The sequence below is a fragment of the Streptomyces sp. NPDC043896 genome (assembly GCF_056435605.1).
The window spans coordinates 340,682-365,169 of record NZ_JBWKEE010000007.1 but is presented as its reverse complement, the minus strand read 5'-3'; the positions used below and the strand labels follow the sequence as shown (position 1 = coordinate 365,169).

Below are 24,488 nucleotides of genomic sequence, written 5' to 3'. Positions count from 1 at the left end.
AAGCCTTATACGCCCTTTATGCCCATATTCCGCCCGTTAAGCCATTCGGACCAGCGGGCCTTTTCCGGAGCGCACGGAAGGGCGCGGGGGCCGGGGGGGGGGGGGGGGGCGGCCCCCCCCCCCCCCCCCCCCCCCCCCCCCCCCCCCCCTCCCCCTCTTCCCCCCCCCCCCCCCCCCCCCCCCCCCCCCCCCCCACACCCGCCGGAAGGGTCAGCGGCCGAGGGGCCAGGCCACGGCGGCCGGGGTCTGGTCCGAGGCGCCGGCGTACTGGGCACAGGCGTCCGTGAGGGTTTCCAGCAGGGTCAGCGGGTCCGGCAGCGGGTGGCGGACGTCACGGACCCAGGAGACCGCGTGGTCGCCGGGGAGGGCCGCCGGGGGGAGCAGGACGTAGCTGCCGCGGCAGTGCCAGCGCAGGCCGGGGTGTTCGTCCATGGTCTCGGGGTGGCAGTCCAGTTCGCAGGGCCACCATTCGTCCTCGTCCTCCGGCGTACCGCGGGTCGCCGTGAAGAAGAGCATCCGGGCCTGGTCGCCGGTGCCGCCGGACTCGGCGACGGGGCCGACCTCGACGCCGGCGGCCAGCAGGCGCTCCAGCGCGCTGCGGCCCGCCTCCAGGGGGACGTCCAGGACGTCGTGCACCATGCCGGTGGCGGTGATGAAGTTGGCCTGGGGCTGGTTGCGGGCCCAGCGCTCGATCTGCGCGCGGTCGGTGGTCGACTGGGTCTGCCAGGCGAAGGAGACGGGGTGCCGCGCGGGCGTGGGACAGCCGATGCGGTCGCACGAACACCGGTAGCCGGCGGGATGGGCGGCCGGGGCGACCGGGAGTCCGGCGGCGGCGACGGCGAGCAGGAGGGCTTCGCGCTCCTTGCCGGGGTCTTCGGGGGCGGGTTTCGAGCGGCGGCGCAGCCACTGGGAAATCCTGCTCTGCTCGCCGCGTTTGACGCGGCCGGACTCAGACCCCATCTATCCCCTCACCTCACCGTTGCCCCGGCAGACCATTCCATGGTCCCACCATCGGGAGCGCCGGGTGACCGCACCCCCCGAACGGACTCCCCGATCGAGATCCACAGATAAGCACACAATCCGGCCATAACTTCTCGGCCATGCCGATGTCAGCGGCCCTCCGGCCGCCCGGCGGTGACGTATCCCACGCCGCCCAGCGCCGCGTCGACCAGCGCGTCCGCGTACGCGTGCGACAGCGGCGCGGTCCGCATCAGCCACCGGTACGTCAGCGGCCCCACCAGCATCTCCACCGTCAGCCGTAGGTCGGCGTCCGCCGGGAGCTGCCCGGCCGCCTGGGCCGCCCGCAGCCGTTCCTCGTACAGCGCGAGCTGGGGCTCCAGCAGCTTCTCGGTGAAGCGGGCCCCCAGCTCCGGGTCGGTCGCGCCGGCGGCGGTCAGGGCGCGCGTGGGAGCCTCGTACCGGCCGTCGGTGAACTCGTCGACCGTGGCCCGCAGTACGGTCTTCAGGTCCGCGGCCAGGTCCCCGGTGTCGGGGAAGCCGGTCCAGCCGGACTCCGCGTCCGCGTCCCCGGCCAGTGCCAGCGAGGCTTCCAGCAGTACGGCCGCCTTCGAGGGCCACCAGCGGTAGATGGTCTGCTTGCCGACTCCGGCGCGGGCCGCGATGGCCTCGATGGTCAGCTTGTTGTAGCCGACCTCGCCGACGAGCACGAGGGCGGCGTCGAGGATCGCGCGCCGGGAACGGTCGCTGCGGCGGGTGGCGTCGGGAGACTTGTTCATGGGGTCAACGTACCCGAGGCGGACCGAGACGTCTCGTCTTCGAGCCGTTGTGGTAAATCACCCGGTCGGTTCACTGCGCGCTCACCTCCGAGGAGGGACGATTCTCTCGGCACACGCACGTCACAAGCCGTAAGACGCACCACGCACCACGCACGATGCACCACGCATCACGCACAGCACCGCGATTCAGCAGTCGTAGTCGTGAGGAGCCCTCTTTGCGCAGAGACGCCACACCCCGGCGCTACCTGATGTGCCCACCCGCACACTTCAAGGTCACGTACTCCATCAACCCGTGGATGGACCCCACGAAACCGGTTGACCTGCCCCTCGCACTCGCCCAGTGGGAAGACCTGAGGGACCGCTACCTCTCCCTCGGCCACACCGTCGAGACCCTCGTCCCCGACCCCGGCCTGCCCGACATGGTCTACGCCGCGAACGGCGCCCTGGTCATCGACGGCCGGGTGCTCGGCGCCCGCTTCGCCTACCCCGAACGCTCCGCCGAGGCGGAGATCCACCTCGACTGGTTCCGCGCCCACGGCTTCGAGGACGTCCACGAACCCTCGCACGTCAACGAGGGCGAAGGGGACTTCGCCGTCACCGCCACCTACATCCTGGCCGGCCGGGGCTTCCGCTCCAGCCCGCTCTCCCACGACGAGGCGCAGGAGTTCTTCGGCCGCCCCGTCATCGGCCTCGACCTGGTGGACCCGCGCTACTACCACCTGGACACCGCGCTGTGCGTCCTCGACGGCGACGAGATCATGTACCACCCGCCGGCCTTCTCCCCGGGCAGCCGGGCCGTCCTGCGCAGGCTGTTCCCGGACGCCCTCCTCGTGGAGGACGCGGACGCGGCCGCCTTCGGCCTGAACTCGGTCTCCGACGGGCGGCACGTCCTGCTCCCGCAGGCCGCGACCGGGCTGCTGGCGCCGCTGCGCGCCCGGGGGTTCGAGCCCGTCCCGATGGACCTGGGCGAACTGCTCAAGGGCGGCGGCAGCGTCAAGTGCTGCACCCAGGAGCTGAGGCCGTAGGTCCTACTCGGAGCCGGCGGGGGCGGGCGGCCACTGCTCGCCCCACTCGACGTCCCGGGCCGTCTTGTAGAGGTCGCCGTGCCGCTTGGTGACGGTGGCCCGGGACAGCCCCGTCTCCTGCGGACCGCACAGGTCCAGCAGGACCATCCCCTTCCGGATCTGCGGCTTGCGCGTGATCCGGGAGGGGACCGGTGTCACCGGGAACCGGGTCGCGGCGACGTAGGAGAACTTCTCGTCCTCGTACGGCAGGGACCCGCCCTTGACCTGCCGGTGCAGGGAGGAGCGGCTGACGCGCGCCGAGAAGTGGCACCAGTCCCGCCCGGGCTCGATGGGGCAGGCCCCGTCGTGCGGGCAGGGCGCGGCCACCGTCATCCCGGCCGCGATCAGCTGCTCGCGGGCCTCGCGGACGCGCAGGTACCCCTCGGGCGTGCCCGGCTCGATCAGGACGACCGCCTGCCCGGCGCGGGCGGCCTCCGCGACGACCGCCTGACGGGCCTGCGCGGTCAGTTCGCCGAGTACGTACGACACGGTCACCAGGTCCGCGTCGGGCAGGCTGATCCCGGCCCCGATGACGGCCCGGCGCCACTCGGCCGCGCGCAGCACCCCGGAGGAGGAGCGGCCCGCCAGCTCTTTGCCGAGCTGGAGCGCCGGCTCCGCCCAGTCGAGCACCGTCGTGTCGCGGGGCCCGTCCCAGGTGGCGTCCACCGCCCAGGTCGCGGCGCCCGTGCCGCCGCCCACGTCCACGTGTGAGCCCGGCGCCCAGTCAGGGGCGGCCGTGGCCAGCCCGTCCAGGGCGGACCGTACGGCTTCGAAGGTGGCCGGCATCCGGTACGCCGCGTACGCCGCCACGTCGGAGCGGTCGCGCAGGACGGGGGCGTCGGTGGGGGTGGCCCCCCGGTAGTTGGCGATCAGGCGCTCGACGGCGGCCGAGGCCTGCTTCGGCGGGAGCCCGTCGAGCAGCCCGGCGAGCGCGCTGCGGAGGGTGTCGGCGGTGGTGGGGGCGGGTGCGGCGGTCACCAGCCGAGTTTACGGCGCCCCGGACACCCCCCGGGACGCGGCCGGGGCGTCCGGCACGGCCATGGGTTCCCGCGTCCGCCACGGCCGGCACATCCCGAGGAAGCAGGCCACCGCCAGCAGCGAGCAGCTCAGCTGTACGAGCGCCATCGGCACCGCCGTGTCCTCGCCGGCGATCCCGACCAGCGGCGAGGCCACCGCCCCGACCAGGAACGAGGAGGTGCCGAGCAGGGCGGACGCCGAGCCGGCGGCGTGCGGGGTGCGCATCAGGGCCTGCGCGTTGGTGTTCGGCAGGACCAGGCCCATCGCCGACATCAGCACGAACAGCGCGGCGGCGACGGGCACCAGCCCGGCCTCCCCGAACACCCCGGTGGACATGAGGAGCAGGGCGACGGAGGCGGCGGTGATCACGGCGAGCCCGGTGGCCAGGGCCTTGTCCAGGCTGACCCGGCCGACCAGCAGCTTGCCGTTGATCTGGCCGACGATGATCAGCCCGACGGAGTTCAGGCCGAACAGCAGGCTGAAGGCCTGCGGGGAGGCCCCGTAGATCTCCTGCACGACGAAGGGCGAGGCGGATATGTAGGAGAAGAGCACCGCGAAGGCGAAGCCGCCCGCCAGGGTGTAGCCGGCGAAGACCCGGTCGCCGAGCAGCCCGCGCATGGTCCGCAGGGCCGCGCCCACCCCGCCGGTCTGGCGGCGGTCGGGCGGCAGCGTCTCGCCGAGGCTGCGCCACACCACCAGGGTGAGTGCGAGGCCGACGGCGGTGAGGACGACGAAGACCCCGCGCCAGTCGGCGAACCGCAGGACCTGGCCGCCGATGAGCGGGGCGATGATCGGGGCGGTCCCTGATATCAGCATGAGCGTCGAGAAGAAGCGGGCCATCTCGACGCCCTCGTAGAGGTCACGCACGACGGCCCGGGCGATCACGATGGCGGCCGCGCCGGCCAGGCCCTGGAGCAGCCGGAAGGCGATCAGCAGCTCGGCGCTCGGGGCGAGGGCGCAGATCGCGGTGGCGAGGACGTAGACGGCCATGCCGGTCAGCAGCGGCCGGCGGCGCCCCCACTTGTCGCTCATCGGGCCGATGACCAGCTGGCCGAGGGCCATGCCGGCGAGGCAGGAGGTGAGGGTGAGCTGGACGGTCGCGGCCGGGCTGTGCAGGGCGGCGGTGACCTCCGGCAGGGCCGGCAGGTACATGTCCATGGACAGCGGGGGGAGGGCGGTGAGGCCGCCCAGCACGAAGGTCACCAGCAGGCCGGTGCGGCGGGCTGCCGCCAGGGGGGCGGTGGTTTCGGGGGACTTCTCGGGCGACGGCTCGGGCGACGGCCCGTGTGAGGAGGCCGTCGAGGGGCCACACTCCGGCATGCGGAACTCCAGTCTTTTCATCTGCTTTATGCACCCCTGACCGACCCATGCTCTCAGCTGTCGGAACGTCCCGGGCCGGATGTCCGGTGTGACGTACCCTGCGGCCCCATGAGCGCACCCGCGAAGAAGACCGCTGTAGTGACCGGAGCCGGCTCCGGGATCGGCCGTTCCGTGGCCCTCGCCCTGGCCGGCGCCGGCTGGTCGGTGGCCGTGGCCGGGCGCCGGACCGGGCCCCTGGAGGAGACGGCCGCGGCGGCCGGGGCGGGCGCGGACGTGCTGCCCGTACGGGCCGACGTCAGCGACCCCCGGGACGTCGACGCGCTGTTCGCGACCGTTCGGGAGCGGTACGGGCGGATCGACCTGCTCTTCAACAACGCCGGCACCTTCGGCCCCGCCGGGGTCCCGCTGGAGGACATCGCGTACGAGGCCTGGCGGCAGGTCGTGGACGTCAACCTGACCGGCTCCTTCCTCTGCGCGCAGGCGGCGTTCCGGGCGATGAAGGAGCAGGACCCGCAGGGCGGCCGGATCATCAACAACGGCTCCATCTCCGCCCACGTCCCGCGCCCGAACTCCATCGCCTACACCGCGACCAAGCACGCCATGACGGGCCTGACCAAGTCGCTGTCCCTGGACGGGCGCCCGTACCGGATCGCCTGCGGCCAGATCGACATCGGCAACGCGGCCACCGAGATGACCGAGCGCATGCAGACCGGCATCCTCCAGGCGAACGGGCAGCTGGCCGTGGAGCCGGTGATGGACGCCGCCGACGTGGCCCGCACCGTACTGCACATGGCGGAGCTCCCGCTGGAGGCCAACGTCCAGTTCGCGACGGTCATGGCCACCGCGATGCCCTACATCGGACGCGGCTGACCGCCCGCCGCCGCCCTCACCGCCGCGCGGATACGGAGCCTTGGCATCCGCGCGGCCGCGGACGATCATGACCGCATGACGAACACCGGAGCCGACGTACTGCGCTACACCGCCTTCTCGACGGACCCCGAAGGCGGCAACCCCGCCGGGGTCGTGCTCGACGCGACCGGACTGGACGAGGCCGCCATGCTGGAGATCGCCGCCGGACTCGGCTACAGCGAGACGGCCTTCCTCACCGCCCCGCCCGAGGGGCTCGGCGGCGAGCCCGGGAGGGCGTTCACCGTGCGGTACTTCAGCCCGAAGGCGGAGGTGCCGTTCTGCGGGCACGCCACCGTCGCCACCGCCGTGGCGCTGGCCGAGCGGACCGGCCCCGGCGACCTGTTGTTCGCGACCCCGGCCGGAACCGTCCCGGTGACCGTCACCGCCGAGGACGGGCGGCTGCGGGCCACCCTGACCAGCGTCGAACCGCACACCGAGGAGATCGCCGCCGCCGACCTCGCCGAGGCGCTGGCCGGCCTGGACTGGCCGGCGGCCGACCTCGACCCTGCCTTCCCGCCCCGGATCGCCTTCGCCGGCAACCGGCACCTGGTCCTCGGGGCCGCCACCCGCGCACGCCTCGCGGACCTCGCGTACGACTTCCCCCGGCTGGAGGCGCTGATGCGCCGCCTGGACCTGACCACCGTGCAGCTCGTGTACCGCGAGGGCCCTGAGCTCTTCCACGTACGCGACCCCTTCCCGGTCGGCGGCGTCGTCGAGGACCCCGCCACGGGAGCCGCCGCGGCCGCCTTCGGCGCGTACGCCCGCGAACTCGGCCTCGTCCCGGAGCAGGCCGAGCTCACCCTCCGCCAGGGCGAGGACATGGGCCGCCCCGGCCTCCTCACCGTGGGCCTGCGCGCCGGTGACTCCCGCGTCCGCGTCGGCGGTACGGCGGTCCGCATCCCCTGACCCGCACGGGAACGGCCCGGCCGCCTCCCCGAGGGGAAGCCGGCCGGGCCGACGCCGTACCGGCTGTCCGGCGCGATCACCGGCACCCCGCCGGCCCGCGCGACGGACTCCGCCGCTCCGCGCCGGCTCCCTCCCGTACCGGGACCACCAGCGGGGCCCCCGTGCGCGGGTGCGCGAGCACCTCCACCGGCTGCCGGTAGACCCGGCTCAGCAATTCGTCCTCGAACACCTCGGGCGGGGGCCCGGCCGCCGCGATCCGCCCGTCGTGCAGGACCGCGGCCCGGTCCGCGTACGCCGCCGCCAGCCCCAGGTCGTGCAGGACCACCACCACCGCGTCCCCGGCCGCCGCCCGCTCCCGGCAGATCCGCAGCACCAGTTCCTGGTGGCGCAGGTCCAGGGCCGCGGTGGGTTCGTCGAGCAGCAGCAGCGGGGCCCGCTGGGCCAGTACGCGGGCCAGCGCGACCCGGGCGCGCTCACCGCCGGAGAGGTCCGAGAAGGGCCGGCCGGCGAACCGGCCGACCTCAGTGGCGGCCAGCGCCGCGGCCACCGCCTCCTCGTCGGCACCGGCGAGCGCGGTCCCCGCCCACGGGGCGCGGCCCATCCGGACCACCTCCGCGACGGGGAAGGGAAAGGACACCGCGGCCGACTGGGGGAGCACCGCGCGGCGCAGGGCCAGCTCGGACGCCGCCCAGTCGCCCACCGGGCGCCCGTCGATCCGTACCGTGCCCCCGGCCGCCGGCAGGTCGGCGGCGAGGGCGGCCAGCAGGGTGGACTTCCCGGCGCCGTTCGGGCCGACCAGGGCCAGCACCTCGCCCGCCCGGGCGACGAGGTCGATCCCGGCGAGGACCTCGCGCCCCCCGAGCCGGACGCGCAGCCCGGCGGCCTCCGCGACGGCGGCCCCCGGGGCGGGGCGCGCGGGAACCGAACGCCGGCCGCGGGAGAGGAACCCGCCGCGCCCGGCCCTCATGCCCAGCCCCCGTGCTTGCGGCGGGTGCGGCGCAGCAGCCAGAAGAAGAACGGGCTGCCGATCAGCGCGGTCAGCACGCCCAGCGGCAGCTCCGCGGGCTGGGCGACGGTGCGGGCGGCCAGATCGCCCCCGGCCAGGACCACGGCCCCGGCCAGCGCGCTGCCCGGCACCAGGAAACGGTGCCCGGGGCCGTTCGCCATCCGCAGCAGGTGCGGGACCAGCAGACCGACGAAGGCGATCACCCCGGCCACGGCGACGGCCGCCGCCGTCAGCAGGGCCACGACCAGGATCAGGGACCGGCGCAGCCGTTCGACGTCGACGCCGAGGTGGCGGGCCGGGCGCTCGCCGAGCGCGAGCAGGTCGAGCCGGCGGGCGTGGAGGGGGGCCGCGAGCAGCCCCGCGAGGGCGCAGGGCAGCACGGCGAGCACCTTGGGCCAGGTGGCCTGGGCGAGGGAGCCGAGCTGCCAGAAGGTGATCTGGTTGACCTGGCCGCTGTCCGCGAAGAAGACGAACATCCCGATCAGGGCGCCCGCGAAGGCGTTGACGGCGATGCCGGTCAGGATCAGCGTGACGACCTCCGTCCGGCCGCCGCTGCGCGACAGCAGGTAGACGGAGCCGACGGTGACCAGGCCCGTGACGAACGCGCAGGCCGTCACGGTCCAGTTGCCCAGGAAGGTCAGGCCCAGCCCGATCGCGGCGACCGCGCCCACGGCGGAGCCGGCCGAGATGCCGATCACCCCCGGCTCGGCCAGCGGGTTGCCGAACACCCCCTGCATCAGGGCCCCCGCGCACCCCAGGCTCGCGCCGACCAGCAGGGCCAGCGCGACCCGGGGGAGGCGTACGTTCCACAGCACGCTCTCCCCGACCCGGTCGAGCGGCGCCCCGCCCAGGCCCACCCGGTGCTGGACGGAGGCGAGCACGTCCCCGGTGGGGATGGCGTACGCGCCGACGCCCGCGGAGAGCAGCGCGAGGAGCAGCAGCGCGGCGGCCAGGCCGGCCGCCAGCAGGGGTGCCCGGCGGCGGGCCGGCCCCGGCGGGGGAGCCGCGGACGGGGGAGCCGCGGACGGCTCGGTCCCCGGGCGCGCCCCGGCGGAGACGGCCACCTCAGGCCCCCTTGCCGTAGAGCTGCGCGACCAGCGAGGAGAGCACCTGGTCGGTGCGCGGGCCGTAGTTGAGCAGGACCCCGTCGTCGACGGTGACGACCCGGCGGTCCAGCCCGGCCGGGGTCTGCGCCACGCCGGGGATCTTCACCAGGCCGTCGACGCCGCCCACCGATTCGAGCCCCTTGGACATGACGAGGATGGCGTCCGGCGCGGCGGCGGCCAGCGCCTCGCTGGTGATCGGGGTGAAGTCCTTGCCGAGCCCCGACTCCTTGCCGGTGTCCACCGCGCCCGCCGCCTCCAGCAGCGAGCCCGCGCCGGAGGCGGAGCCGCCCAGCAGGTAGACCGAGGCGGTGCCGCGCAGGTAGAGGAAGGCCACCCGGGGCTTCTTCCCGGGGGTGGCCGGAACGCCCTTGCGGGCGGCGGCGATCCGCTCGGCGGTGCGCTGGTTCAGCTGCGCGCCGGACTCCTTGACGCCCAGGGCGGAGGCGACCGCGTCGATCCGCCGCGGCACGTCCTCCAGGGCCTTGGCGGGCGCCACCACCAGGACCGGGACCCCGGCGTCGCGGATCTGCCGCACCGCCTCGGCGGGGCCGGTGGTGGTCTCCGCCAGGACCAGCGTCGGGCGCAGGGAGAGCACGCTCTCGGCGGAGACCTCGTGACCGCGGGTCACCACCGGCAGGGCCGCGGCCTGTTCGAAGGTGGCGGTGATGTCCCGGGCGACGACCTGACCGCCCAGCCCGAGGGTCTGCACGATCTCGTTGAGGCCGCCGGTCAGCGGGATCACCCGGTCCGCCGAGGTGACGGTGACCTGCTCCCCGTCCGCCGAGGTGACGGTGACCGGCAGCGCGGGCCGCGCGGGCGAGGCGAGGGGCTCCACCCGGTCCGGGAGGACGGGGGCGGCGCGGCCGGCGGCGGCGCCGGCCGGGGCGTCCGCGCCGGCGCAGCCGGTCGCGGAGAGCGCGAGCACGAGCGAGAAGGCGAAGGCCCTCAGGGCAACGCCCAGGCGCGAGAGGCGGGTTGAGGAGGCGGGCGTGGGCACGGGGGGCACCGTCCTGATCGTCCGGCCGGCTGCCGGGGCGCGGGCTGGGTCGGGGGCTGGGGTGCGGCGGGGGGTTCCCCGCTCGACCGGGATAGCTTAGGTTAGCCTAACCTTAGTTACCAGCCCCTGGACTGATCAGACCTGGAGGGGACCCGCATGTCCGCACGACCCGTCCGCGCGTTCGCCGCAACCCTGTTGGCGGCCCTGCTCGCGGCGCTGCTCCCGGCCGCCGCCGCCCGCGCGGAGAGCCGTACCGTCCACGGCGGACGGCTGGACTGGGCCCTCAAATCGTCCTTCCAGGGTTATGTCACCGGTCCCCTCGCGAAAGGCGGTTTCCAGCTGAAGAGCGGAGCCGCCACCGTCGGCAGCGGCCTGTTCCGCTTCCACTCCGCGACCGGCTCCTACGACCCCGCCTCCGGCGCGTTCGAGGCCGCCTTCTCGGGCGGCGTCACCTTCCAGGGGCACCGGAAGCCCGACGGCACCCATGAACTGGACATGACCGTCAGCCGCCCCACCGTCCGGATCTCCGGCGGCAGCGGCACCCTCTACCTCGACGTGTCGAGCAGGGCCAAGGACACCGGCGCGGTCGTCAGCCAGTCACAGGTGCCCTTCGCCACCCTCGGCCTCGGCGGCATCGACATGAGGGGCGGCGGCAGCCCCGTCGCCCTCACCAACGTCCCCGCCACCCTCACCGAACAGGGCGCCAGGGCCTTCGCCGGCTACTACCAGGCCGGCACGCAGCTCGACCCGGTCAGCCTGTCCGCCGACGTCAAGGCCGCCCCTTCGGCCCCCGCCGCCCCGCAGCCCACCCCGCCCGCCCAGCCGTCCGGCACCCCGGCCGCCGGGCCGCGGACCCAGGGCGACTTCGCCGACGCCGCCGTCGACTGGGGCGTGCGCCGCACCTTCCGCGAGTACGTCACCGGCTCCGTCGGCCAGGGCGGGTGGACCCTCGCCGAAGGCGCCCAGGACGGCGGCGCGCTGTTCCGCTTCCCGCAGGGCAGGGGGACGTACGACAGCCAGAGCGGCGCGCTCGCCGCGGAGTTCGCCGGTAGCGTCCGGTTCACCGGAGCCCAACTCGACCTCCGGCTCGGCAAGGTGGCCGTCAGGGTGGAGAACGGCAAGGGCGTGCTGTCCGCCGACGTGACCACCGGCGGGCAGACCAGGCCGGCCGTGGCGCTCGTCGAGTTCGACGCCAAGGGCCTCAAGACCGAGGGGAAGCTCGCCACCTTGACCGAAGCCCCCGCCACCCTCACCGAAGGCGGTGCCCAGGCCTTCGGCTCGATGGCCCCGCTGTCCTCGTACAAGGCGGGCACCGGGATGGACCCCGTCTCGCTCGCCGTCGCCCTCGAAGCCGGTGCGCGGCTGCCGGCCCTGCCCGACCTCGGCTCCACCGCCTCTCCGGCCCCCGCGACCCCGGCCGCCCCGTCCTCCGCCGCCGCCCCGGCTCCCGCGTCCGCCGCCCAGGCGGCCGAGTCCGCCGACGCCGGCCTGTACGCCGCCGTCGCCGTGGCCGTACTGGTCCTGGCCGGCGGGGCCGGGCTGCTGGTGGTGCGCAGGCGCCGCGGGGCGCCGTCCGAGCCCGCGCCGTAACCCCCGAGACCCCTCTTCCCGTTCCTTCCTGTTCGTCACGTACCTCCAGGAGTTCTCAGCCATGTCCTCCCACCGTCGCCCGATCGCCGTCGCGGCCGCCGTACTCACCGCGGCCGCCCTCGGCGCCACCACCTTCGCCCTCCCCGCCGCCGCCCAGGGCGTCCCCGCAGCCGAGGGCGTTCCCGCCGCCGGGGCCGCCCAGGCCGCCGCCGCACCGATACCCGTCGTGGGCGGCACCCTCGACTGGGGGGTGCTGGCGAGCTTCCGCACCTACGTCACCGGCATGGCGCGGGGCAAGATCATCCCGGCGGGCGGAGCCGTGCAGAACGCGGACGGCACCTTCCGCTTCGGCTCGGCCACGGGCCAGTACGACAAGGACGGCGGCCACGTCGTGAAGGCGGCCTTCAAGGGCAGCGTCACGTTCGAAAGCGCCGCGCACGGCTTCGTCATCACGCTGGAGAACTTCCGCCTCGACACCGGCACCAAGAAGCTGACGGTCGACATCACCAAGAACGGCACCCTCACCAAGGACGTCCCGGCGGCCACCGTCGCCTTCGCCGGGACGAACATGAGCGGCCTGACCACCACCCTCACCAAGGAGCTCGCCGAACAGCTCGGCGCGCCCCAGTACGAGGGCCGCGAAGGCGACAAGCTGACAGCGGCCCTGGAGTTCCAGAAGCCGTCCCCGTCGCCGTCCCCCTCGACGTCCACCTCCACCTCCCCCGCCCCGACCCCCTCGGCGCCCACCTCCTCCGCCCCCACCCCGCCCGCCGACGGCCCGCAGAAGATCCTCAGGGGCAAGCTGACCTGGGGGGTGATGGCCTCCCTGCACGACTACGTCGGCGACAAGGGGGTCACCGCCGGCAGTGGTGCCACCAAGAACGGCAAGACCTTCGACTTCTCCTTCGGCAAGGGCGAACTCGACGCGAAGAAGCAGAAGCTGAACGCCTCCTTCGACGGCGCCGTGCGCTTCGAATACCCGGCCCACGGCCTGGACCTGACCTTCGGCAACGTCCGGATCGAGGCCGCGGGCAAGACCGGCACCCTGATCCTCGACGCGAAGACGCCGAAGGGCACCACCAAGGACATCCCCTTCGCCACGCTCGACCTGTCCAAGGGCGACTACAAGACCAAGGGCGGCCTGCTGAGCCTCGCGTCCGTCCCCGCCTTCTTCACCGAGAAGGGCTCGGCCGTCTTCGCCAACGACAACGCCGTCCTGGACAAGTACAAGCCGGGCAAGCCCATGGACCCGATCACCCTCTCCGTGACCGTGGACAAGGACGCGGTCCTCCCGACGCCCGGCCCCACCGCGACCCGGAGCACCACCGGCGGCACCGCCACCACCGGCGGCACGGGCGGCTCGGTCGGCGGCGGTTCCGTGGCCGGAGGCACGGCCGGCGGCTCGGCGGGCGGCTCGGCGGGCGGCAACCTCGCCGCCACCGGGGCCGAGGTCCCGGCCGGCGCCCTGCTCAGCGCCTCCGCCGGCGTGGTCGCGGCCGGAGCCGGAGCCGTCTTCCTCGGGCGCCGCCGTCGTGCGGCCCAGAGCTGACGGACCCGGAAAGCTGACCGGGCCCCAACACCGCAGCGTGTTTGAATGCCAGCGTGAACGATCTGGATGTGATCAAGGTCTTCTGCGCGGGTGACGGCCGCTTCGGCAACCTGCTCGGAGTCGTCCGCGACGGCCGCACCTGCCCGGACGACGCCTCCCGGCAGGCCCTCGCCGCCGAACTGGGCTACAGCGAGACGGTGTTCGTCGACGACCCCGAACGCGGGGTCGTCGACATCCGTACCCCCGGCACGAAGATGTCCTTCGCCGGACACCCGCTGGTCGGGGTCGCCTGGCTGCTGGACATCGAGGAGCTCCAGCCGCCGGCCGGATCCGTATGGGCGCGCGACGACGGGGAGTTCACCTGGATCACGGCCCGCCCCGAGTGGGTAACCGGCAAGCGCACCGAGCAGTACGCCACCCCCGCCGAGGTCGACGCCCTGCCCGCCCCGCCGCCCGGCGAGGGCTGGCTCTACGCGTGGGCCTGGGAGGACGAGACCGCGGGCCGCGTCCGCGCCCGGGGCTTCCCGCGCCGCCCGGACGGAGCCATCACCGAGGACGAGGCCACCGGCTCGGCGGCGATCCTCCTCACCGCCCAGCTGAACCGCGCCCTGAACATCACCCAGGGCGCCGGCTCCCAGATCCTCACCGCCCCCGGCCCCGACGGCACGATCGAGATGGGCGGCCGCGTCCGCTTCGCCTCGTAGCGACGAAAGGGGGCCGGGCAGGTGCGTCCGCACCCACCCGGCCCCCCTCGCCCGAAGCCCGGCCCCCTCGCCCGAGGCCGAAGCCCGAAGCCGGAGCCCGAGCCCGGAGCCCGAGACCGAGCCCGGAGCCCGAAGCCCGAGCCGCCCGGCCAGGGCCTACGCCGTCAGCGGGAACTCCTCGCCCAGCTCGCGGAAGACCGCGCCGTTGAAGTCGAAGGCCCGCTTGCACTCGTCGATGATGCGCTGCTTCTCCAGGTCGTCCGCGGCGATCCCGTCCAGCAGTTCCCGGTACCCCCGCTTGAAGGCCGCCGGGTTGGAGATGTCCGCGAAGACGTAGAACCGCACGCCGTCGCCCTTGCGCTCGAAGCCCCAGGTGCGCTCGGCCTTGTCCCGGATGATCTGGCCCCCGGAGAGGTCGCCCAGGTAGCGCGTGTAGTGGTGGGCCACGTACCCGCCCGGCCAGGAGGCGGCGCACTCCGCGACCCGGGCCGCGTACGCCTCCGTCGCCGGCAGCGCGCTGACGGTGTCGCGCCAGCCGGGGCCCAGCAGGTGCGCCAGGTCGCGCTCGATCTCGGCGACGCGCATCAGCTCGGGCTGTATGAAGGGGCCCGCCACCGGGTCGTCCCGGAGGGCCTCGGCGCCGTCCTCCAGGGCCCGGTACACGAACCAGAGCTGCTCGGTGTAGCGGGTGTACGCGTCCACGCCGAGCCGCCCGCCGAGCAGGTCGCTCATGAACGAGGAGGTCTCGGCTTCGGTGTGCTGCTCGTGCGAGGCGACACGGATGACCGTGGAGAACGCGTCCAAGACTGACCTCCGGAGGAGAGGAAAGGGCGGTGGCGGCACGCCGCCGCCACACCCGATCCTCCTGCTTAGGCTTACCTAAGTCAATGTGTTCCCGACGCGTTGTCGGTAAAAACCCTCCGGACGGCAAAAACGTGCCGCCCCGCCTCGGTGACGGATCCCTACGGCAGGGTCAGGATCTCCGCGCCGGAGTCCGTCACCACCAGGGTGTGCTCGAACTGCGCCGTGCGCTTGCGGTCCTTCGTGACGACCGTCCAGCCGTCCTCCCACATGTCGTACTCGTGGGTGCCCAGCGTCAGCATCGGCTCGATGGTGAAGGTCATGCCGGGCTCGATGACGGTGGTGGCGTGCGGGCTGTCGTAGTGCGGGATGATCAGGCCCGAGTGGAACGACGAGTTGATGCCGTGCCCGGTGAAGTCCCGGACCACCCCGTACCCGAACCGCTTCGCGTACGACTCGATGACCCGGCCGATCACGTTGATCTGCCGGCCCGGCTTGACCGCCTTGATCGCCCGGTTCAGCGCCTCGCGCGTGCGCTCCACCAGCAGCCGCGACTCCTCGTCCACCTCGCCGCACAGGTAGGTGGCGTTGTTGTCGCCGTGCACCCCGCCGATGTACGCGGTCACGTCGAGGTTCACGATGTCGCCGTCCCGCAGGACGGTCGAGTCCGGGATCCCGTGGCAGATGACCTCGTTGAGCGAGGAGCACAGGGACTTCGGGAACCCGCGGTAGCCGAGCGTCGAGGGGTAGGCGCCGTGGTCGCACATGTACTCGTGCGCGACCCGGTCCAGCTCGTCGGTGGTCACCCCCGGGGCGATGTGCTTCGCGGCCTCCTCCATCGCCTGCGCGGCGATCCGGCCGGCGATGCGCATGGCCTCGATGGTCTCGGCCGACTGCACCTCCGGTCCGGTGTACGGAGCCGGCGCGGGCTTGCCCACGTATTCGGGCCGGCGGATGTTTCCGGGGACGGAACGGACGGGAGAGAGCTCGCCTGGTACGAGCAGCGACTGGCCAGACATGCATGCGAGTGTATCCAGCGGCCATGGGGCAGCATGGCGACGAGGAGCGGTACCGGACGCCGTCGGGCGGCGGTACCCGCGGACGGCGTCGAGAGGAACCCGAAGGCCATGGCCCTGTTCAAGAAGCGTCAGGTGGGCAAACCGGGTGAGTGGTACTACTGCCTGGTCCACCAGAAGGTCGAGGAGGGCCCCGAGTGCCCCGCCAAGGACCGCTTCGGCCCCTACGCGACCCGCGAGGAGGCCTCCCACGCCATGCAGACGGCGCAGGAGCGCAACCTCGAATGGCAGAACGACCCCAAGTGGAACGACAAGACCCGCGAGGAGGAGGAAGGCGGCGGCGCCACCCCCTGACGCGGCCTCCTGACGCGGCGCCCTGACGCGGCGCCCGCCGCGCGCGCCGCTCGCAGCCGTGCCGCCCCTCCCGTGGGCCCGCCCTACCAGCGGCTGGGCGGGGGAGCGGTCAGCTGGTCGGCCAGCCGTGCCAGCCGGTCCCGCAGCCGCCGCGGCCCGCGCCGCTCCGGCGGGCCGTTCTCCCCCGCCGCCGCGCTGACCAGGTGCTGCACGGTGTCCAGGTCCAGCTCGGAGCCGGCGGCCGGCACCGACAGGGCGTCGTGCGCGAGCGCCGCCAGGTCCGGGTCCCCGCCGTCCAGGGACAGTACGGTCGCCCCCGCGCGCCGCGCGTCGTGCACCCGCTCCAGCAGCCCCCCGCCGGGCCGCTCCGGAGCCACCACCAGCAGCGTGTGCCCGCGCCGGGCGGCCTCCAGCCGGCCCAGCCCCACCGACAGGTGCGGCGGCTCACCCGGCCGCACGTGGTGGCGCACCAGCGTCGGCGCCAGCTCCGGCTGACCCGACCAGGCGGCCTCGTCCACCAGGTGCGCCGCCAGGTGCCAGGGCTCGTACTGCTCGGTGCCCACCAGCAGCAGGCTTCCGCCCGGCGGAGCCACCGACCGCCGCAGCGAGCCCGCGAACCGCCGGGCGTCGGCAGGCCACCGCGTCCCGGCGAGGACCTCGCGCAGCAGCGCCACCCTCACGGCATCCATGGCGGCATCCTGCACCATCGGACCCTCCACGTCCGGGCTACTCGGCAGTACCCTCGCCCCCATGACTTCCTCAGACAGCACGCAGAAGCCGCCGGCCAAGGACCCCTGGGACCTCCCGGACGTCTCCGGCCTCGTCGTCGGCGTCCTCGGCGGCACCGGCGACCAGGGCCGCGGCCTCGCCTACCGGCTCGCCCGCGCGGGCCAGAAGGTGATCATCGGCTCCCGCGCCGCCGACCGTGCCGAGACCGCCGCGGCGGAACTGGGCCTCGGCGTCGAGGGCGCCGACAACGCCGAATGCGCCCGCCGCAGCGACATCGTGATCATCGCGGTGCCGTGGGAGGGCCACGCCAAGACCCTGGAAGCCCTGCGCGAGGACCTCGCCGGGAAGCTCGTCGTGGACTGCGTGAACCCCCTCGGCTTCGACAAGCAGGGCGCCTACGCCCTCCAGGTCGAAGAGGGCAGCGCCGCCCAGCAGGCAGCCGCCCTGCTCCCCGGTTCCCGCGTCACCGCCGCCTTCCACCACCTCTCCGCCGTCCTGCTCCAGGACGCCTCGGTCGAGGAGATCGACACCGACGTGATGGTCCTCGGCGAGTCCCGCGCCGACACCGACGTCGTCCAGGCCCTCGCGGCCCGCATCCCCGGCATGCGCGGCGTCTTCGCGGGACGGCTGCGCAACGCCCACCAGGTCGAGGCGATGGTGGCCAACCTCATTTCCACCAACCGCCGCTACAAGGCCCACGCGGGCCTGCGCCTCACCGACGTCTGAGCCGGTGTCCCGGGCGGTACCGGGGGCGGTACCCGGTGGGCGTACGGGCCGGTGTCCGGGGGCCTCCGGGCGGGCGCCCGGGCCCGGCCGAAGGGCCCGGCCGACGGGCCCCACCACCCCCGGGCCCCGCTCCGGCGGCGGGTCCCGGGCGGGATGGGGGACACTGGAGGGGCTCGACCCCGTCCCGTGTTGCCGAGGAGCTGTTCCGGATGCCCCGCCTTGCCGTGTTCGCCGTTGTCGTCTGCGTCCTTGCCGTGGCCGCCGCCGTGGTCGCCTTCGTGGAGGGCAGCTTCCTCGGGATCGTGTGGGTGCTGCTGGCCGGCGTCACGTCCAACATGGCCTGGTTCTACATCCGCAAGGCCAAGGCCGAGAAGCAGCGGCAGCAGGCCGCCTAGGGGTCCCGGTCCTCCGCGGCCCGGGGGAGGCTCAGTCCGCCGGGGCCGTGCAGAAGAAGCCCTCGGAATCCTGCCAGAACCGGTACAGGTCGCGCCCGCAGTACGTCTCCAGGTCCGAGACGCCCAGGGCCCGCAGGATCCCCCGGACCGCGTCGAAGAACACGGCGTTCACCTCGGGGATCCACAGCAGCACGAACACCCCGATGAGCGCGAACGGCGCCAGCGGCGCCAGCTCGCGGCGGATCCGGTGCGACAGCCACGGCTCGATGACCCCGTAGCCGTCCAGGCCCGGGACCGGCAGGAAGTTCAGGATCGCCGCCGAGACCTGGAGCAGCGCGAGGAACGCCAGCGCGAAGCGGAAGGGGAACGGGACCCCGTCGAGGGCGCCCAGCCAGAACGGCGCGGTGCAGACGACGGCGAACACCACGTTCGTCAGCGGTCCCGCCGCCGAGACGAGGCTGTGCTTCCAGCGGCCGCGGATCCGGTCGCGCTCGATGTAGACCGCCCCGCCGGGCAGGCCCAGCCCGCCCAGGATCACGAACACCACCGGCAGGACGATGCTCAGCAGCGGGTGCGTGTACTTCAGCGGGTTCAAGGTCAGGTAACCCCTGGCGCCGACCGTGATGTCACCGCCGTGCAGGGCGGTACGGGCGTGCGCGTACTCGTGCAGGCACAGCGACACCACCCACGCCGCCGTGACGAAGAGGAACACCGCGAGCCCCGGGCTCGCCGCGTAGCCCGTCCACACCGCCCAGCCGGTCACCGCCATCACGGCGACGATGCCGAGGAACACGGAACTGATCTGCCGCTCGCCGCGGCCGCCCTGATGACCCATGCGGCGAAACCTATCCCGGGCTCCGCGCGGCCGGGGGCGCGGGGCCGGAGAGAATGGGCCGGTGCGTTACACGATTCTCGGCACCGCCCAGGCCATCCGCGACGACGGGACCCCCGTCGCCGTCGGCGGAGCGCGCCTGCGTGCGCTGCTGACCGCGCTCGCGCTGCGGCCCGGCCGTGCGGTCCCGGCGGGGCTGCTCGTCGCCGAGGTCTGGGACGCCGACCCGCCGGCCGACGCCGTCGCGGCGCTCCAGGCGCTGGTGGGGCGGCTGCGGCGGACGCTCGGGCGGGCGGCGGTGCGTTCCGCTGAGGGCGGCTACCTGCTGGAGGCGGAGCGGGACGACGTCGACCTGTACCGCTTCGAGCGGCTCGTGCGCTGCGCCGCGGCCGAGGCGGACCCGGCCCGGGCGGCGGCCCTGTACGACGAGGGGCTCGCCCTGTGGCGGGGCCCGGCGCTGGCCTCCCTCCCCGATCCGGCGGCCGAGTCCGCGCGCTGGGAGGCCGTACGGATGGACGCGCGGCGGGGCCGGCTGGGCGCGGCCCTGGCCCTGGGCGAAGCGGAACAGGTCCTGCCGGAGCTGACCGAGCTGTGTGCGCGGCAGCCGCTGGACGAGTCCTCGCAGGTGCTGCGGATCCGGGCCCTGCGTGCGGTGGGCCGCCCCGCGGAGGCGCTGGCCGCGTACGAGGCCGTCCGCCGGGACCTCGCCGCCCGCCTGGGAACGGACCCGGGCCCGGCCCTCCGAGCCCTGCACACGGAACTCCTCACCCCACCCCCCGCCCCAGCCCCTGCGTCCCCGGCCCCGCCCGCCCCGGCCCCGCACGCCCCCGCACCGGCGCCCCCACGCCCGGGTCCCGCCCCGGCTTCCGCCCCGGGGCCCGGCGCCCCGGCCCCCGCGGGCTCGCAGCCCGGCGCCCCGCACCCGGCCGGGCCCGCCCCGGCCCCGGCTCCGCAAGCCCCCGCTCCCGGCCCGTGGCCGGAGGCGCAGGCTCCCGCCTCGTGGCCGACCGCCCCGGCCCCCGTGGGCCCGGGGTCCGGCGCCGGGCATCCGGCCGCCCCGGCACCCTCCGCGCCGGACGCGTGGCCCGCCCACGCGGCACCCGCCGCCGCGGAGCCGTACGTCGCCGGGAACCTGCGGGCCCGGCTCACCACCTTCGTCGGGCGGGAGGAGGACATCCGGATCATCGGCGAGGACCTCGGCCGGGCCCGGCTCGTCACGCTGCTCGGGCCCGGCGGGGCCGGGAAGACACGGCTCTCGCAGGAGGCCGCCGAGGCGCACGCCGCCGGTGCGTGGCCCGACGGGGTGTGGTTCGTCGAGCTGGCGCCCGTGGACGATCCGGAAGACGTCGCCGAAGCCGCCCTCACCGCGCTCGGCGCCCGCGAGACCAAGCTGCGCGGCGCCGCCGCCGAGGAGCTGCGCGCCCTGACGGACCGGGCCGGGGACGACCCCCTCGACCGGCTCACCGAGCACTGCTCGCGCCGCCGCCTCCTGCTGCTCCTGGACAACTGCGAGCACGTCATCGACGCCGCCGCCCACCTCGCGGAGCGGCTCCTCACCCACTGCCCCGGCGTGCGGATCCTCGCCACCAGCCGGGAACCCCTCGGCGTGCCCGGGGAGTTCCTGCGCCCCGTCGAGCCGCTGCCCGACCCGGTCGCGCTGCGGCTCCTCGGCGACCGGGGGGCCGCCGCCCGGCCCGGGTTCCGCGTCGACGACGATCCGGAGGCCGCCGCCGAGATCTGCCGCCGCCTGGACGGGCTGCCCCTCGCCATCGAGCTGGCCGCCGCCCGGCTGCGCCTGCTCACCCCGCGCCAGATCGCCGACCGGCTCGACGACCGGTTCCGCCTGCTGACCGGCGGCGCCCGTACCGTCCTGCCCCGCCAGCAGACCCTGCGCGCTGTCGTCGACTGGTCCTGGGACCTCCTCGACGCGCCGGAACGGGCCGTGCTCAGACGGCTGTCCGTCTTCGCCGGCGGCTGCGACCTGGACGCCGCCGAAGCCGTCTGCGCGGACGACGGGACCGCCGCCGACGTCGCCGGCGTCATGGCGGCCCTCGTCGACAAGTCCCTCGTCGTCGCCGCGCCCGGCCCCGGCGGCGACATGCGCTACCGCCTCCTGGAGACCGTCGGCGAGTACGCCGCCGAACGCCTCGCCGAGGCCGGCTCCGGCTCCGGCTCCGGCCCCGGCGACGATCGCGAGGCCACCGAGCGGCGCCACCTCGTCCACTACCGCGAACTCGCCCGCACCGCCGAGCCCCTGCTCCGCGGCCACGGCCAGCGCGCGGCCGCCGACCGGATCGCCACCGAGTACGAGAACCTCCGTACCGCCCTGCGCCGGGCCGTCGCCACCCGGGACGTCGGCGAAGTGCTGTGCCTCGTCCACTCCCTCGGCTGGTACTGGCACATGCAGGACCTGCGCGTCGAGTCCCGGCACTGGTCCGACGCCGCCGCCGAACTGGGCCCCGACCCCTTCCGGCCGCCCCACACCCCCGCCGAGCCCGTCCACGAGCGGCTCGTCGACTCGCCCCCGCCCTACTCCGGCGAGGTGCTCGCCGAGGGCTGGCGCGCCCTCCACCTCGTACGGCTCGCCGCCCGGGACCAGTCCAGCACCGACTGGGACAGCCCGGAGGTCCGCGAGCAGGTGGCCGGGGTGCTCGCCACCTACCGGCCGGGCCTCCCGCAGACCTGCCGCACCCCGGCCTCCCTGTGGATCTACGCCGTGATGATCGCGGGGGACGCGGGGATGCTCAAGCGGGTCGTGGACGCCACCGTCGACACCGCCCGCGCACTCGGCTACCGCTGGGAGCTCGCCTCGGGCCTCCAGCTGCGGGCCAACATCCTCGCCAACCGGGCCGACTGGGCCGGCGACGCCTCCCGCGACGCGGACGAGAGCCTGGCCCTCTTCCGCGAGCTCGGCGACGACTGGGGCTGCGCCGAGGCCCTGTCGGCCCGCGCCGAGGCCCGGGAGAAGCGCGGGGACTACGCCCTGTCCGCGCAGGACTACCTCGCGGCCATCGAGCACGCCGAGCGCCTCGGAGCCAAGGCGCAGGTGACGGTGATGCGGGTGCGGATGGCCGGCTCCCTCGCCGAGAGCGGCCGGATGGAGGAGGCCGAGCGGATCCTCACCGACACCCTCACCACCGGCGTGCGGCTCACCAACGAGTCCGTGCCCGCCGCCCGGATGTTCCTCGCCGGGATCTACGGCCGCACCGGCCGGATCCCCGAGGCCCGCGAACAGATCCGGCTGCTGCGCGAGGAGTTCGCGTTCGGCGCGTTCGCCGTCTTCGACGTGTTCCTCCTCTCCACGACCGCCTGGCTGGACAACCAGGAGGGTGCGTACGAGGAGGCCCTGGCGCTGGCCCGCGAGGCCGCGGGGGCCGTCCGGCACCCGCTGACGATGATGGTCGCCCCGTACATGCCCGCCCTGTACCTGCTGACGGCCGCGGTGGCCCGGCTCGGCCTGGGCGGCCGGGGGCAGGCGTACGAGGCCGCCCGGCTGATCGGCGCCTACCGCGCCCACCTGCCCCCGGGGCACGTCCCCGCCTCCACGGAACGCGCGGACGCCGCCCGCGCCGAGGAAGCGGCGAGGGCGGCGCTGGGCGACGCGGCGTACGGGGCGGCGCACGCAGAAGGCGGCGGCCTCACCCTGGAGGAGGCCACCGCCCTCATCTGATCCGGCGGGCCGCCCGTGCGGTGCCGTCCGGGACGCGATCCGGACGGACCGGCCTGCCCGGGATCAGGTCTTCTGGCGGAACTTGCGGACCGCGATCGGCATGGTGACCGCCGTGATGGCGACCGACCAGGCCAGGGTGATCCACACCGAGTTGCCGAGCGGGGTGCCGTTGATCAGCCCGCGGGCGGCGTCGGCCAGGTTGGACAGCGGGTTGTAGTCGGTGAAGGCCTGGAGCCAGCCGGGCATCGTCGTCGGCGGGGCGAAGATGGAGCTGCCGAACTGCAGCGGCATCAGGACGATCATCGCCATGCCCTGCACGGCCTGCGCGGTCTTCAGGGTCAGGCCCAGCAGGATGAAGATCCACATCAGGGAGGCGCCGAAGACGGCCGACAGGCCGATGGCGAGGAACAGGTCCAGCACCGAGGACTTGATGGACAGGCCCAGGATGAAGCCCACGCTCAGCAGGATCGCGATGGCGACCATCATCCGGCCCAGCTCGACCACGATCTTCGCGATGAGGACCGAGGAGCGGGCGATCGGCATGGACCGGAAGCGGTCCATCACGCCCTTCTTGAAGTCGTCGTTGACGCCGGTGCCGACACCCATCGCGATGTTCATGCCCATCATCGCCATCAGGCCCGGGACGACGTAGTTGACGTAGTCGTCCTGGTTGCCCTTGCCGGAGATCGCGCCGCCGAAGACGAACACGAACAGCAGCGTGAAGATGATCGGCATGAACAGGACGTCGAACATCGACTCCGGGTCCTGCTTGATCTGGAGGGCGTTGCGGCGGACGAGCGCGCCGATGTGCCGCAGGTTGGCCCGCAGGCCGATCCGGCCCTCGCCGGCCGGCGACGGGGCGGCCGTGGCGGCCGGAGTGGTGCCGGGCTTCGTCGTGGTTACGGTGCTCATGCCGCGACCTCCTGATCCGTCTCGGTCTTCGGGGCGGGTACGGCGTCCTCGACGGAGGACGGCTTCTGGCCGGTGATGGACAGGAACACCTCGTCCAGGCTGGGCAGGTACGTGCCGAGGTCGGCGATCGGGTACCCGCGGGCGGCCAGCAGGCCGACCACGGCGGTCAGCTGCTCGTCGCTCAGGATCGGGACCAGCAGCAGCCCCTCGTCCGGCACGGCCTGGGAACCGGTCACCCCGTCCAGGCCGGTCTCCGCCAGAGCGCGGGCCATGCCCGGCAGGTCGGCCGGGTCGACCGGCCGGATCCGCAGGGTGCGGCCGCCGACGCGGGCCTTCAGCTCGTCGACCTTGCCCTTGGCGATGACCTTGCCGCGGTCGATGACCGTCAGCTCGTTCGCGAGCTGCTCGGCCTCCTCCATGTACTGGGTGGTCAGCAGGACGGTGGCGCCCTCGGCGACCATCCGCTGCACCTCGTCCCACACCTCGTTGCGGGTACGGGGGTCCAGGCCGGTGGTCGGCTCGTCCAGGTAGAGCACCGCCGGGCGGCCGATCATCGAGGCGGCCAGGTCGAGCCGGCGGCGCATGCCGCCGGAGTAGTGCATCGCCGCCTTCTTCGCGGCCTCGGTGAGGGAGAACCGCTCCAGCAGCTCGTCCGCGCGGGACCGGGCGTCCTTGCGGGACAGGTCCAGCAGCCGGCCGATCATGTAGAGGTTTTCCCAGCCGGAGAGCTTCTCGTCGACGGAGGCGTACTGCCCGGTCAGGCCGATCGTGCGGCGCAGCTGCCGGGGCTGGCGGACCACGTCGAAGCCGGCGACCGTGGCGGTGCCCGCGTCGGGGACGATCAGGGTCGACAGGCAGCGGACCAGGGTGGTCTTGCCGGCGCCGTTCGGGCCGAGCACGCCGAGGACGGTGCCCTCGCGGACGTCCAGGTCGACCCCGTCCAGGGCCTTGGTCTCGCCGTAGTGCTTGACCAGCCCCCGCACTTCCACGGCGTGGGAGTTCTTGTCGTTTCGCGTCATGTCCACCATGGGACCAGCCGCCACTGACAAAGCTCCGACAGCCGACCGACAGGCGGCCGACAGCCGGCCGACGCGCAGCCGGCGGGGACAACCGACAGGGCGGCCGGCAGGACAACCAGCAGGGCGGCCG

General features: G+C 74.4%; 23 protein-coding genes. 10 read left to right on the top strand and 13 right to left on the bottom strand.

Translation table 11 applies throughout. The features are described from left to right. Window positions 1-210: 210 nt before the first annotated feature. The gene (locus AC069X_RS13510; protein ID WP_478728155.1) at window positions 211-960 is read right to left on the bottom strand and encodes a bifunctional DNA primase/polymerase; all 750 of its coding nucleotides are present in this window, start codon (window positions 958-960) and stop codon (window positions 211-213) included. Between the two features lie 149 nt (window positions 961-1,109). Next, window positions 1,110-1,736, bottom strand: a complete 627-nt coding sequence (locus AC069X_RS13505) for a TetR/AcrR family transcriptional regulator (protein ID WP_478728153.1) — start codon at window positions 1,734-1,736, stop codon at window positions 1,110-1,112. A 155-nt stretch (window positions 1,737-1,891) separates the two neighbouring features. Between AC069X_RS13505 and ddaH the strand changes: the two genes are divergently transcribed. Then, complete coding sequence (ddaH, locus tag AC069X_RS13500) at window positions 1,892-2,761, top strand: dimethylargininase (protein WP_478728151.1); 870 nt, start codon at window positions 1,892-1,894, stop codon at window positions 2,759-2,761. A gap of 3 nt (window positions 2,762-2,764) precedes the next feature. On the opposite strand, the gene AC069X_RS13495 is transcribed toward ddaH, so the two are convergent. Next, window positions 2,765-3,778: a small ribosomal subunit Rsm22 family protein gene (locus AC069X_RS13495; RefSeq protein ID WP_478728149.1), complete on the bottom strand. Its 1,014-nt coding sequence runs from the start codon at window positions 3,776-3,778 to the stop codon at window positions 2,765-2,767. A 9-nt stretch (window positions 3,779-3,787) separates the two neighbouring features. Then, on the bottom strand, window positions 3,788-5,137 hold the full coding sequence (locus AC069X_RS13490) for a multidrug effflux MFS transporter (RefSeq protein ID WP_478728202.1): 1,350 nt from the start codon (window positions 5,135-5,137) through the stop codon (window positions 3,788-3,790). 108 nt (window positions 5,138-5,245) lie between these two features. Here AC069X_RS13490 and AC069X_RS13485 point away from each other — a divergent pair, with 108 nt between their 5' ends. Together AC069X_RS13485 and AC069X_RS13480 are read left to right on the top strand one after the other, a co-directional pair. Further along, entirely contained in the window at window positions 5,246-6,007 is a 762-nt protein-coding gene (locus AC069X_RS13485; protein ID WP_478728148.1) for an SDR family oxidoreductase, read from the top strand. A 75-nt stretch (window positions 6,008-6,082) separates the two neighbouring features. Beyond that, window positions 6,083-6,952, top strand: coding sequence for a PhzF family phenazine biosynthesis isomerase (locus AC069X_RS13480; protein WP_478728146.1), 870 nt, complete (start codon window positions 6,083-6,085; stop codon window positions 6,950-6,952). 76 nt (window positions 6,953-7,028) lie between these two features. Here AC069X_RS13480 and AC069X_RS13475 read toward each other — a convergent pair whose 3' ends face one another. From AC069X_RS13475 to AC069X_RS13465, 3 genes are all read right to left on the bottom strand, one after another. Beyond that, window positions 7,029-7,919 (bottom strand): heme ABC transporter ATP-binding protein, encoded by an 891-nt coding sequence (locus AC069X_RS13475; RefSeq protein WP_478728144.1) that lies wholly within the window; start codon window positions 7,917-7,919, stop codon window positions 7,029-7,031. Then, entirely contained in the window at window positions 7,916-8,926 is a 1,011-nt protein-coding gene (locus AC069X_RS13470) for a FecCD family ABC transporter permease (protein ID WP_478728200.1), read from the bottom strand. The genes AC069X_RS13475 and AC069X_RS13470 overlap by 4 nt, the downstream gene beginning before the upstream one ends. Before the next feature lie 97 nt (window positions 8,927-9,023). Beyond that, window positions 9,024-10,061 (bottom strand): heme/hemin ABC transporter substrate-binding protein, encoded by a 1,038-nt coding sequence (locus AC069X_RS13465; protein ID WP_478728142.1) that lies wholly within the window; start codon window positions 10,059-10,061, stop codon window positions 9,024-9,026. Window positions 10,062-10,217: 156 nt separating this feature from the next. On the opposite strand from AC069X_RS13465, the gene AC069X_RS13460 reads away from it, so the two are divergent. From AC069X_RS13460 to AC069X_RS13450, 3 genes are all read left to right on the top strand, one after another. Further along, window positions 10,218-11,651: an HtaA domain-containing protein gene (locus AC069X_RS13460; protein WP_478728140.1), complete on the top strand. Its 1,434-nt coding sequence runs from the start codon at window positions 10,218-10,220 to the stop codon at window positions 11,649-11,651. 61 nt (window positions 11,652-11,712) lie between these two features. After that, the gene (locus AC069X_RS13455; protein ID WP_478728138.1) at window positions 11,713-13,200 is read left to right on the top strand and encodes an HtaA domain-containing protein; all 1,488 of its coding nucleotides are present in this window, start codon (window positions 11,713-11,715) and stop codon (window positions 13,198-13,200) included. Between the two features lie 53 nt (window positions 13,201-13,253). Further along, window positions 13,254-13,904, top strand: coding sequence for a PhzF family phenazine biosynthesis protein (locus tag AC069X_RS13450; protein ID WP_478728136.1), 651 nt, complete (start codon window positions 13,254-13,256; stop codon window positions 13,902-13,904). A gap of 156 nt (window positions 13,905-14,060) precedes the next feature. Here the strand turns inward: AC069X_RS13450 and AC069X_RS13445 are convergent, their stop codons facing one another. After that, the gene (locus AC069X_RS13445; RefSeq protein ID WP_478728134.1) at window positions 14,061-14,708 is read right to left on the bottom strand and encodes a biliverdin-producing heme oxygenase; all 648 of its coding nucleotides are present in this window, start codon (window positions 14,706-14,708) and stop codon (window positions 14,061-14,063) included. A gap of 158 nt (window positions 14,709-14,866) precedes the next feature. Further along, the gene (map, locus tag AC069X_RS13440; RefSeq protein ID WP_478728133.1) at window positions 14,867-15,724 is read right to left on the bottom strand and encodes a type I methionyl aminopeptidase; all 858 of its coding nucleotides are present in this window, start codon (window positions 15,722-15,724) and stop codon (window positions 14,867-14,869) included. Between the two features lie 108 nt (window positions 15,725-15,832). Here map and AC069X_RS13435 point away from each other — a divergent pair, with 108 nt between their 5' ends. Continuing rightward, window positions 15,833-16,075 (top strand): hypothetical protein, encoded by a 243-nt coding sequence (locus AC069X_RS13435; protein WP_478728131.1) that lies wholly within the window; start codon window positions 15,833-15,835, stop codon window positions 16,073-16,075. 83 nt (window positions 16,076-16,158) lie between these two features. Here AC069X_RS13435 and AC069X_RS13430 read toward each other — a convergent pair whose 3' ends face one another. Beyond that, a complete protein-coding gene (locus AC069X_RS13430) occupies window positions 16,159-16,764 on the bottom strand; it encodes a hypothetical protein (RefSeq protein ID WP_478728129.1) in 606 nt (201 codons plus the stop codon). Window positions 16,765-16,825: 61 nt separating this feature from the next. Between AC069X_RS13430 and npdG the strand changes: the two genes are divergently transcribed. Together npdG and AC069X_RS13420 are read left to right on the top strand one after the other, a co-directional pair. After that, entirely contained in the window at window positions 16,826-17,530 is a 705-nt protein-coding gene (npdG, locus tag AC069X_RS13425) for an NADPH-dependent F420 reductase (protein ID WP_478728127.1), read from the top strand. A 209-nt stretch (window positions 17,531-17,739) separates the two neighbouring features. After that, window positions 17,740-17,925, top strand: a complete 186-nt coding sequence (locus AC069X_RS13420; protein WP_478728125.1) for a hypothetical protein — start codon at window positions 17,740-17,742, stop codon at window positions 17,923-17,925. A gap of 31 nt (window positions 17,926-17,956) precedes the next feature. Here AC069X_RS13420 and AC069X_RS13415 read toward each other — a convergent pair whose 3' ends face one another. Further along, a complete protein-coding gene (locus tag AC069X_RS13415) occupies window positions 17,957-18,760 on the bottom strand; it encodes a site-2 protease family protein (protein WP_478728123.1) in 804 nt (267 codons plus the stop codon). On the opposite strand from AC069X_RS13415, the gene AC069X_RS13410 reads away from it, so the two are divergent. Next, window positions 18,759-22,427 carry an AfsR/SARP family transcriptional regulator gene (locus AC069X_RS13410; RefSeq protein ID WP_478728121.1) on the top strand — a complete coding sequence of 1,223 codons (3,669 nt, stop codon included), beginning with the start codon at window positions 18,759-18,761 and terminating at the stop codon, window positions 22,425-22,427. The two genes, AC069X_RS13415 and AC069X_RS13410, sit on opposite strands and share 2 nt — an antisense overlap. Before the next feature lie 63 nt (window positions 22,428-22,490). Here the strand turns inward: AC069X_RS13410 and AC069X_RS13405 are convergent, their stop codons facing one another. Together AC069X_RS13405 and AC069X_RS13400 are read right to left on the bottom strand one after the other, a co-directional pair. Continuing rightward, a complete protein-coding gene (locus tag AC069X_RS13405; RefSeq protein ID WP_478728119.1) occupies window positions 22,491-23,339 on the bottom strand; it encodes an ABC transporter permease in 849 nt (282 codons plus the stop codon). Next, window positions 23,336-24,367 (bottom strand): ATP-binding cassette domain-containing protein, encoded by a 1,032-nt coding sequence (locus AC069X_RS13400; RefSeq protein ID WP_478728117.1) that lies wholly within the window; start codon window positions 24,365-24,367, stop codon window positions 23,336-23,338. Before AC069X_RS13400 ends, AC069X_RS13405 begins: the two co-directional genes overlap by 4 nt. Between the last annotated feature and the right edge of the window lie 121 nt (window positions 24,368-24,488).

What these genes read in the sequence shown, in the direction of transcription:
- AC069X_RS13415 (WP_478728123.1), bottom strand. Translation starts at nt 18,760, where the DNA reads ATGGGTCATCAGGGCGGCCGCGGCGAGCGGCAGATCAGTTCCGTGTTC.
- AC069X_RS13400 (WP_478728117.1), bottom strand. Translation starts at nt 24,367, where the DNA reads ATGGTGGACATGACGCGAAACGACAAGAACTCCCACGCCGTGGAAGTG.
- ddaH (WP_478728151.1), top strand. Translation starts at nt 1,892, where the DNA reads ATGCACCACGCATCACGCACAGCACCGCGATTCAGCAGTCGTAGTCGT.
- AC069X_RS13475 (WP_478728144.1), bottom strand. Translation starts at nt 7,919, where the DNA reads ATGAGGGCCGGGCGCGGCGGGTTCCTCTCCCGCGGCCGGCGTTCGGTT.
- AC069X_RS13410 (WP_478728121.1), top strand. Translation starts at nt 18,759, where the DNA reads ATGCGGCGAAACCTATCCCGGGCTCCGCGCGGCCGGGGGCGCGGGGCC.
- map (WP_478728133.1), bottom strand. Translation starts at nt 15,724, where the DNA reads ATGTCTGGCCAGTCGCTGCTCGTACCAGGCGAGCTCTCTCCCGTCCGT.
- AC069X_RS13405 (WP_478728119.1), bottom strand. Translation starts at nt 23,339, where the DNA reads ATGAGCACCGTAACCACGACGAAGCCCGGCACCACTCCGGCCGCCACG.
- AC069X_RS13430 (WP_478728129.1), bottom strand. Translation starts at nt 16,764, where the DNA reads ATGGATGCCGTGAGGGTGGCGCTGCTGCGCGAGGTCCTCGCCGGGACG.
- AC069X_RS13435 (WP_478728131.1), top strand. Translation starts at nt 15,833, where the DNA reads ATGGCCCTGTTCAAGAAGCGTCAGGTGGGCAAACCGGGTGAGTGGTAC.
- AC069X_RS13510 (WP_478728155.1), bottom strand. Translation starts at nt 960, where the DNA reads ATGGGGTCTGAGTCCGGCCGCGTCAAACGCGGCGAGCAGAGCAGGATT.
- npdG (WP_478728127.1), top strand. Translation starts at nt 16,826, where the DNA reads ATGACTTCCTCAGACAGCACGCAGAAGCCGCCGGCCAAGGACCCCTGG.
- AC069X_RS13485 (WP_478728148.1), top strand. Translation starts at nt 5,246, where the DNA reads ATGAGCGCACCCGCGAAGAAGACCGCTGTAGTGACCGGAGCCGGCTCC.
- AC069X_RS13420 (WP_478728125.1), top strand. Translation starts at nt 17,740, where the DNA reads ATGCCCCGCCTTGCCGTGTTCGCCGTTGTCGTCTGCGTCCTTGCCGTG.
- AC069X_RS13460 (WP_478728140.1), top strand. Translation starts at nt 10,218, where the DNA reads ATGTCCGCACGACCCGTCCGCGCGTTCGCCGCAACCCTGTTGGCGGCC.
- AC069X_RS13455 (WP_478728138.1), top strand. Translation starts at nt 11,713, where the DNA reads ATGTCCTCCCACCGTCGCCCGATCGCCGTCGCGGCCGCCGTACTCACC.
- AC069X_RS13505 (WP_478728153.1), bottom strand. Translation starts at nt 1,736, where the DNA reads ATGAACAAGTCTCCCGACGCCACCCGCCGCAGCGACCGTTCCCGGCGC.
- AC069X_RS13480 (WP_478728146.1), top strand. Translation starts at nt 6,083, where the DNA reads ATGACGAACACCGGAGCCGACGTACTGCGCTACACCGCCTTCTCGACG.
- AC069X_RS13490 (WP_478728202.1), bottom strand. Translation starts at nt 5,137, where the DNA reads ATGCCGGAGTGTGGCCCCTCGACGGCCTCCTCACACGGGCCGTCGCCC.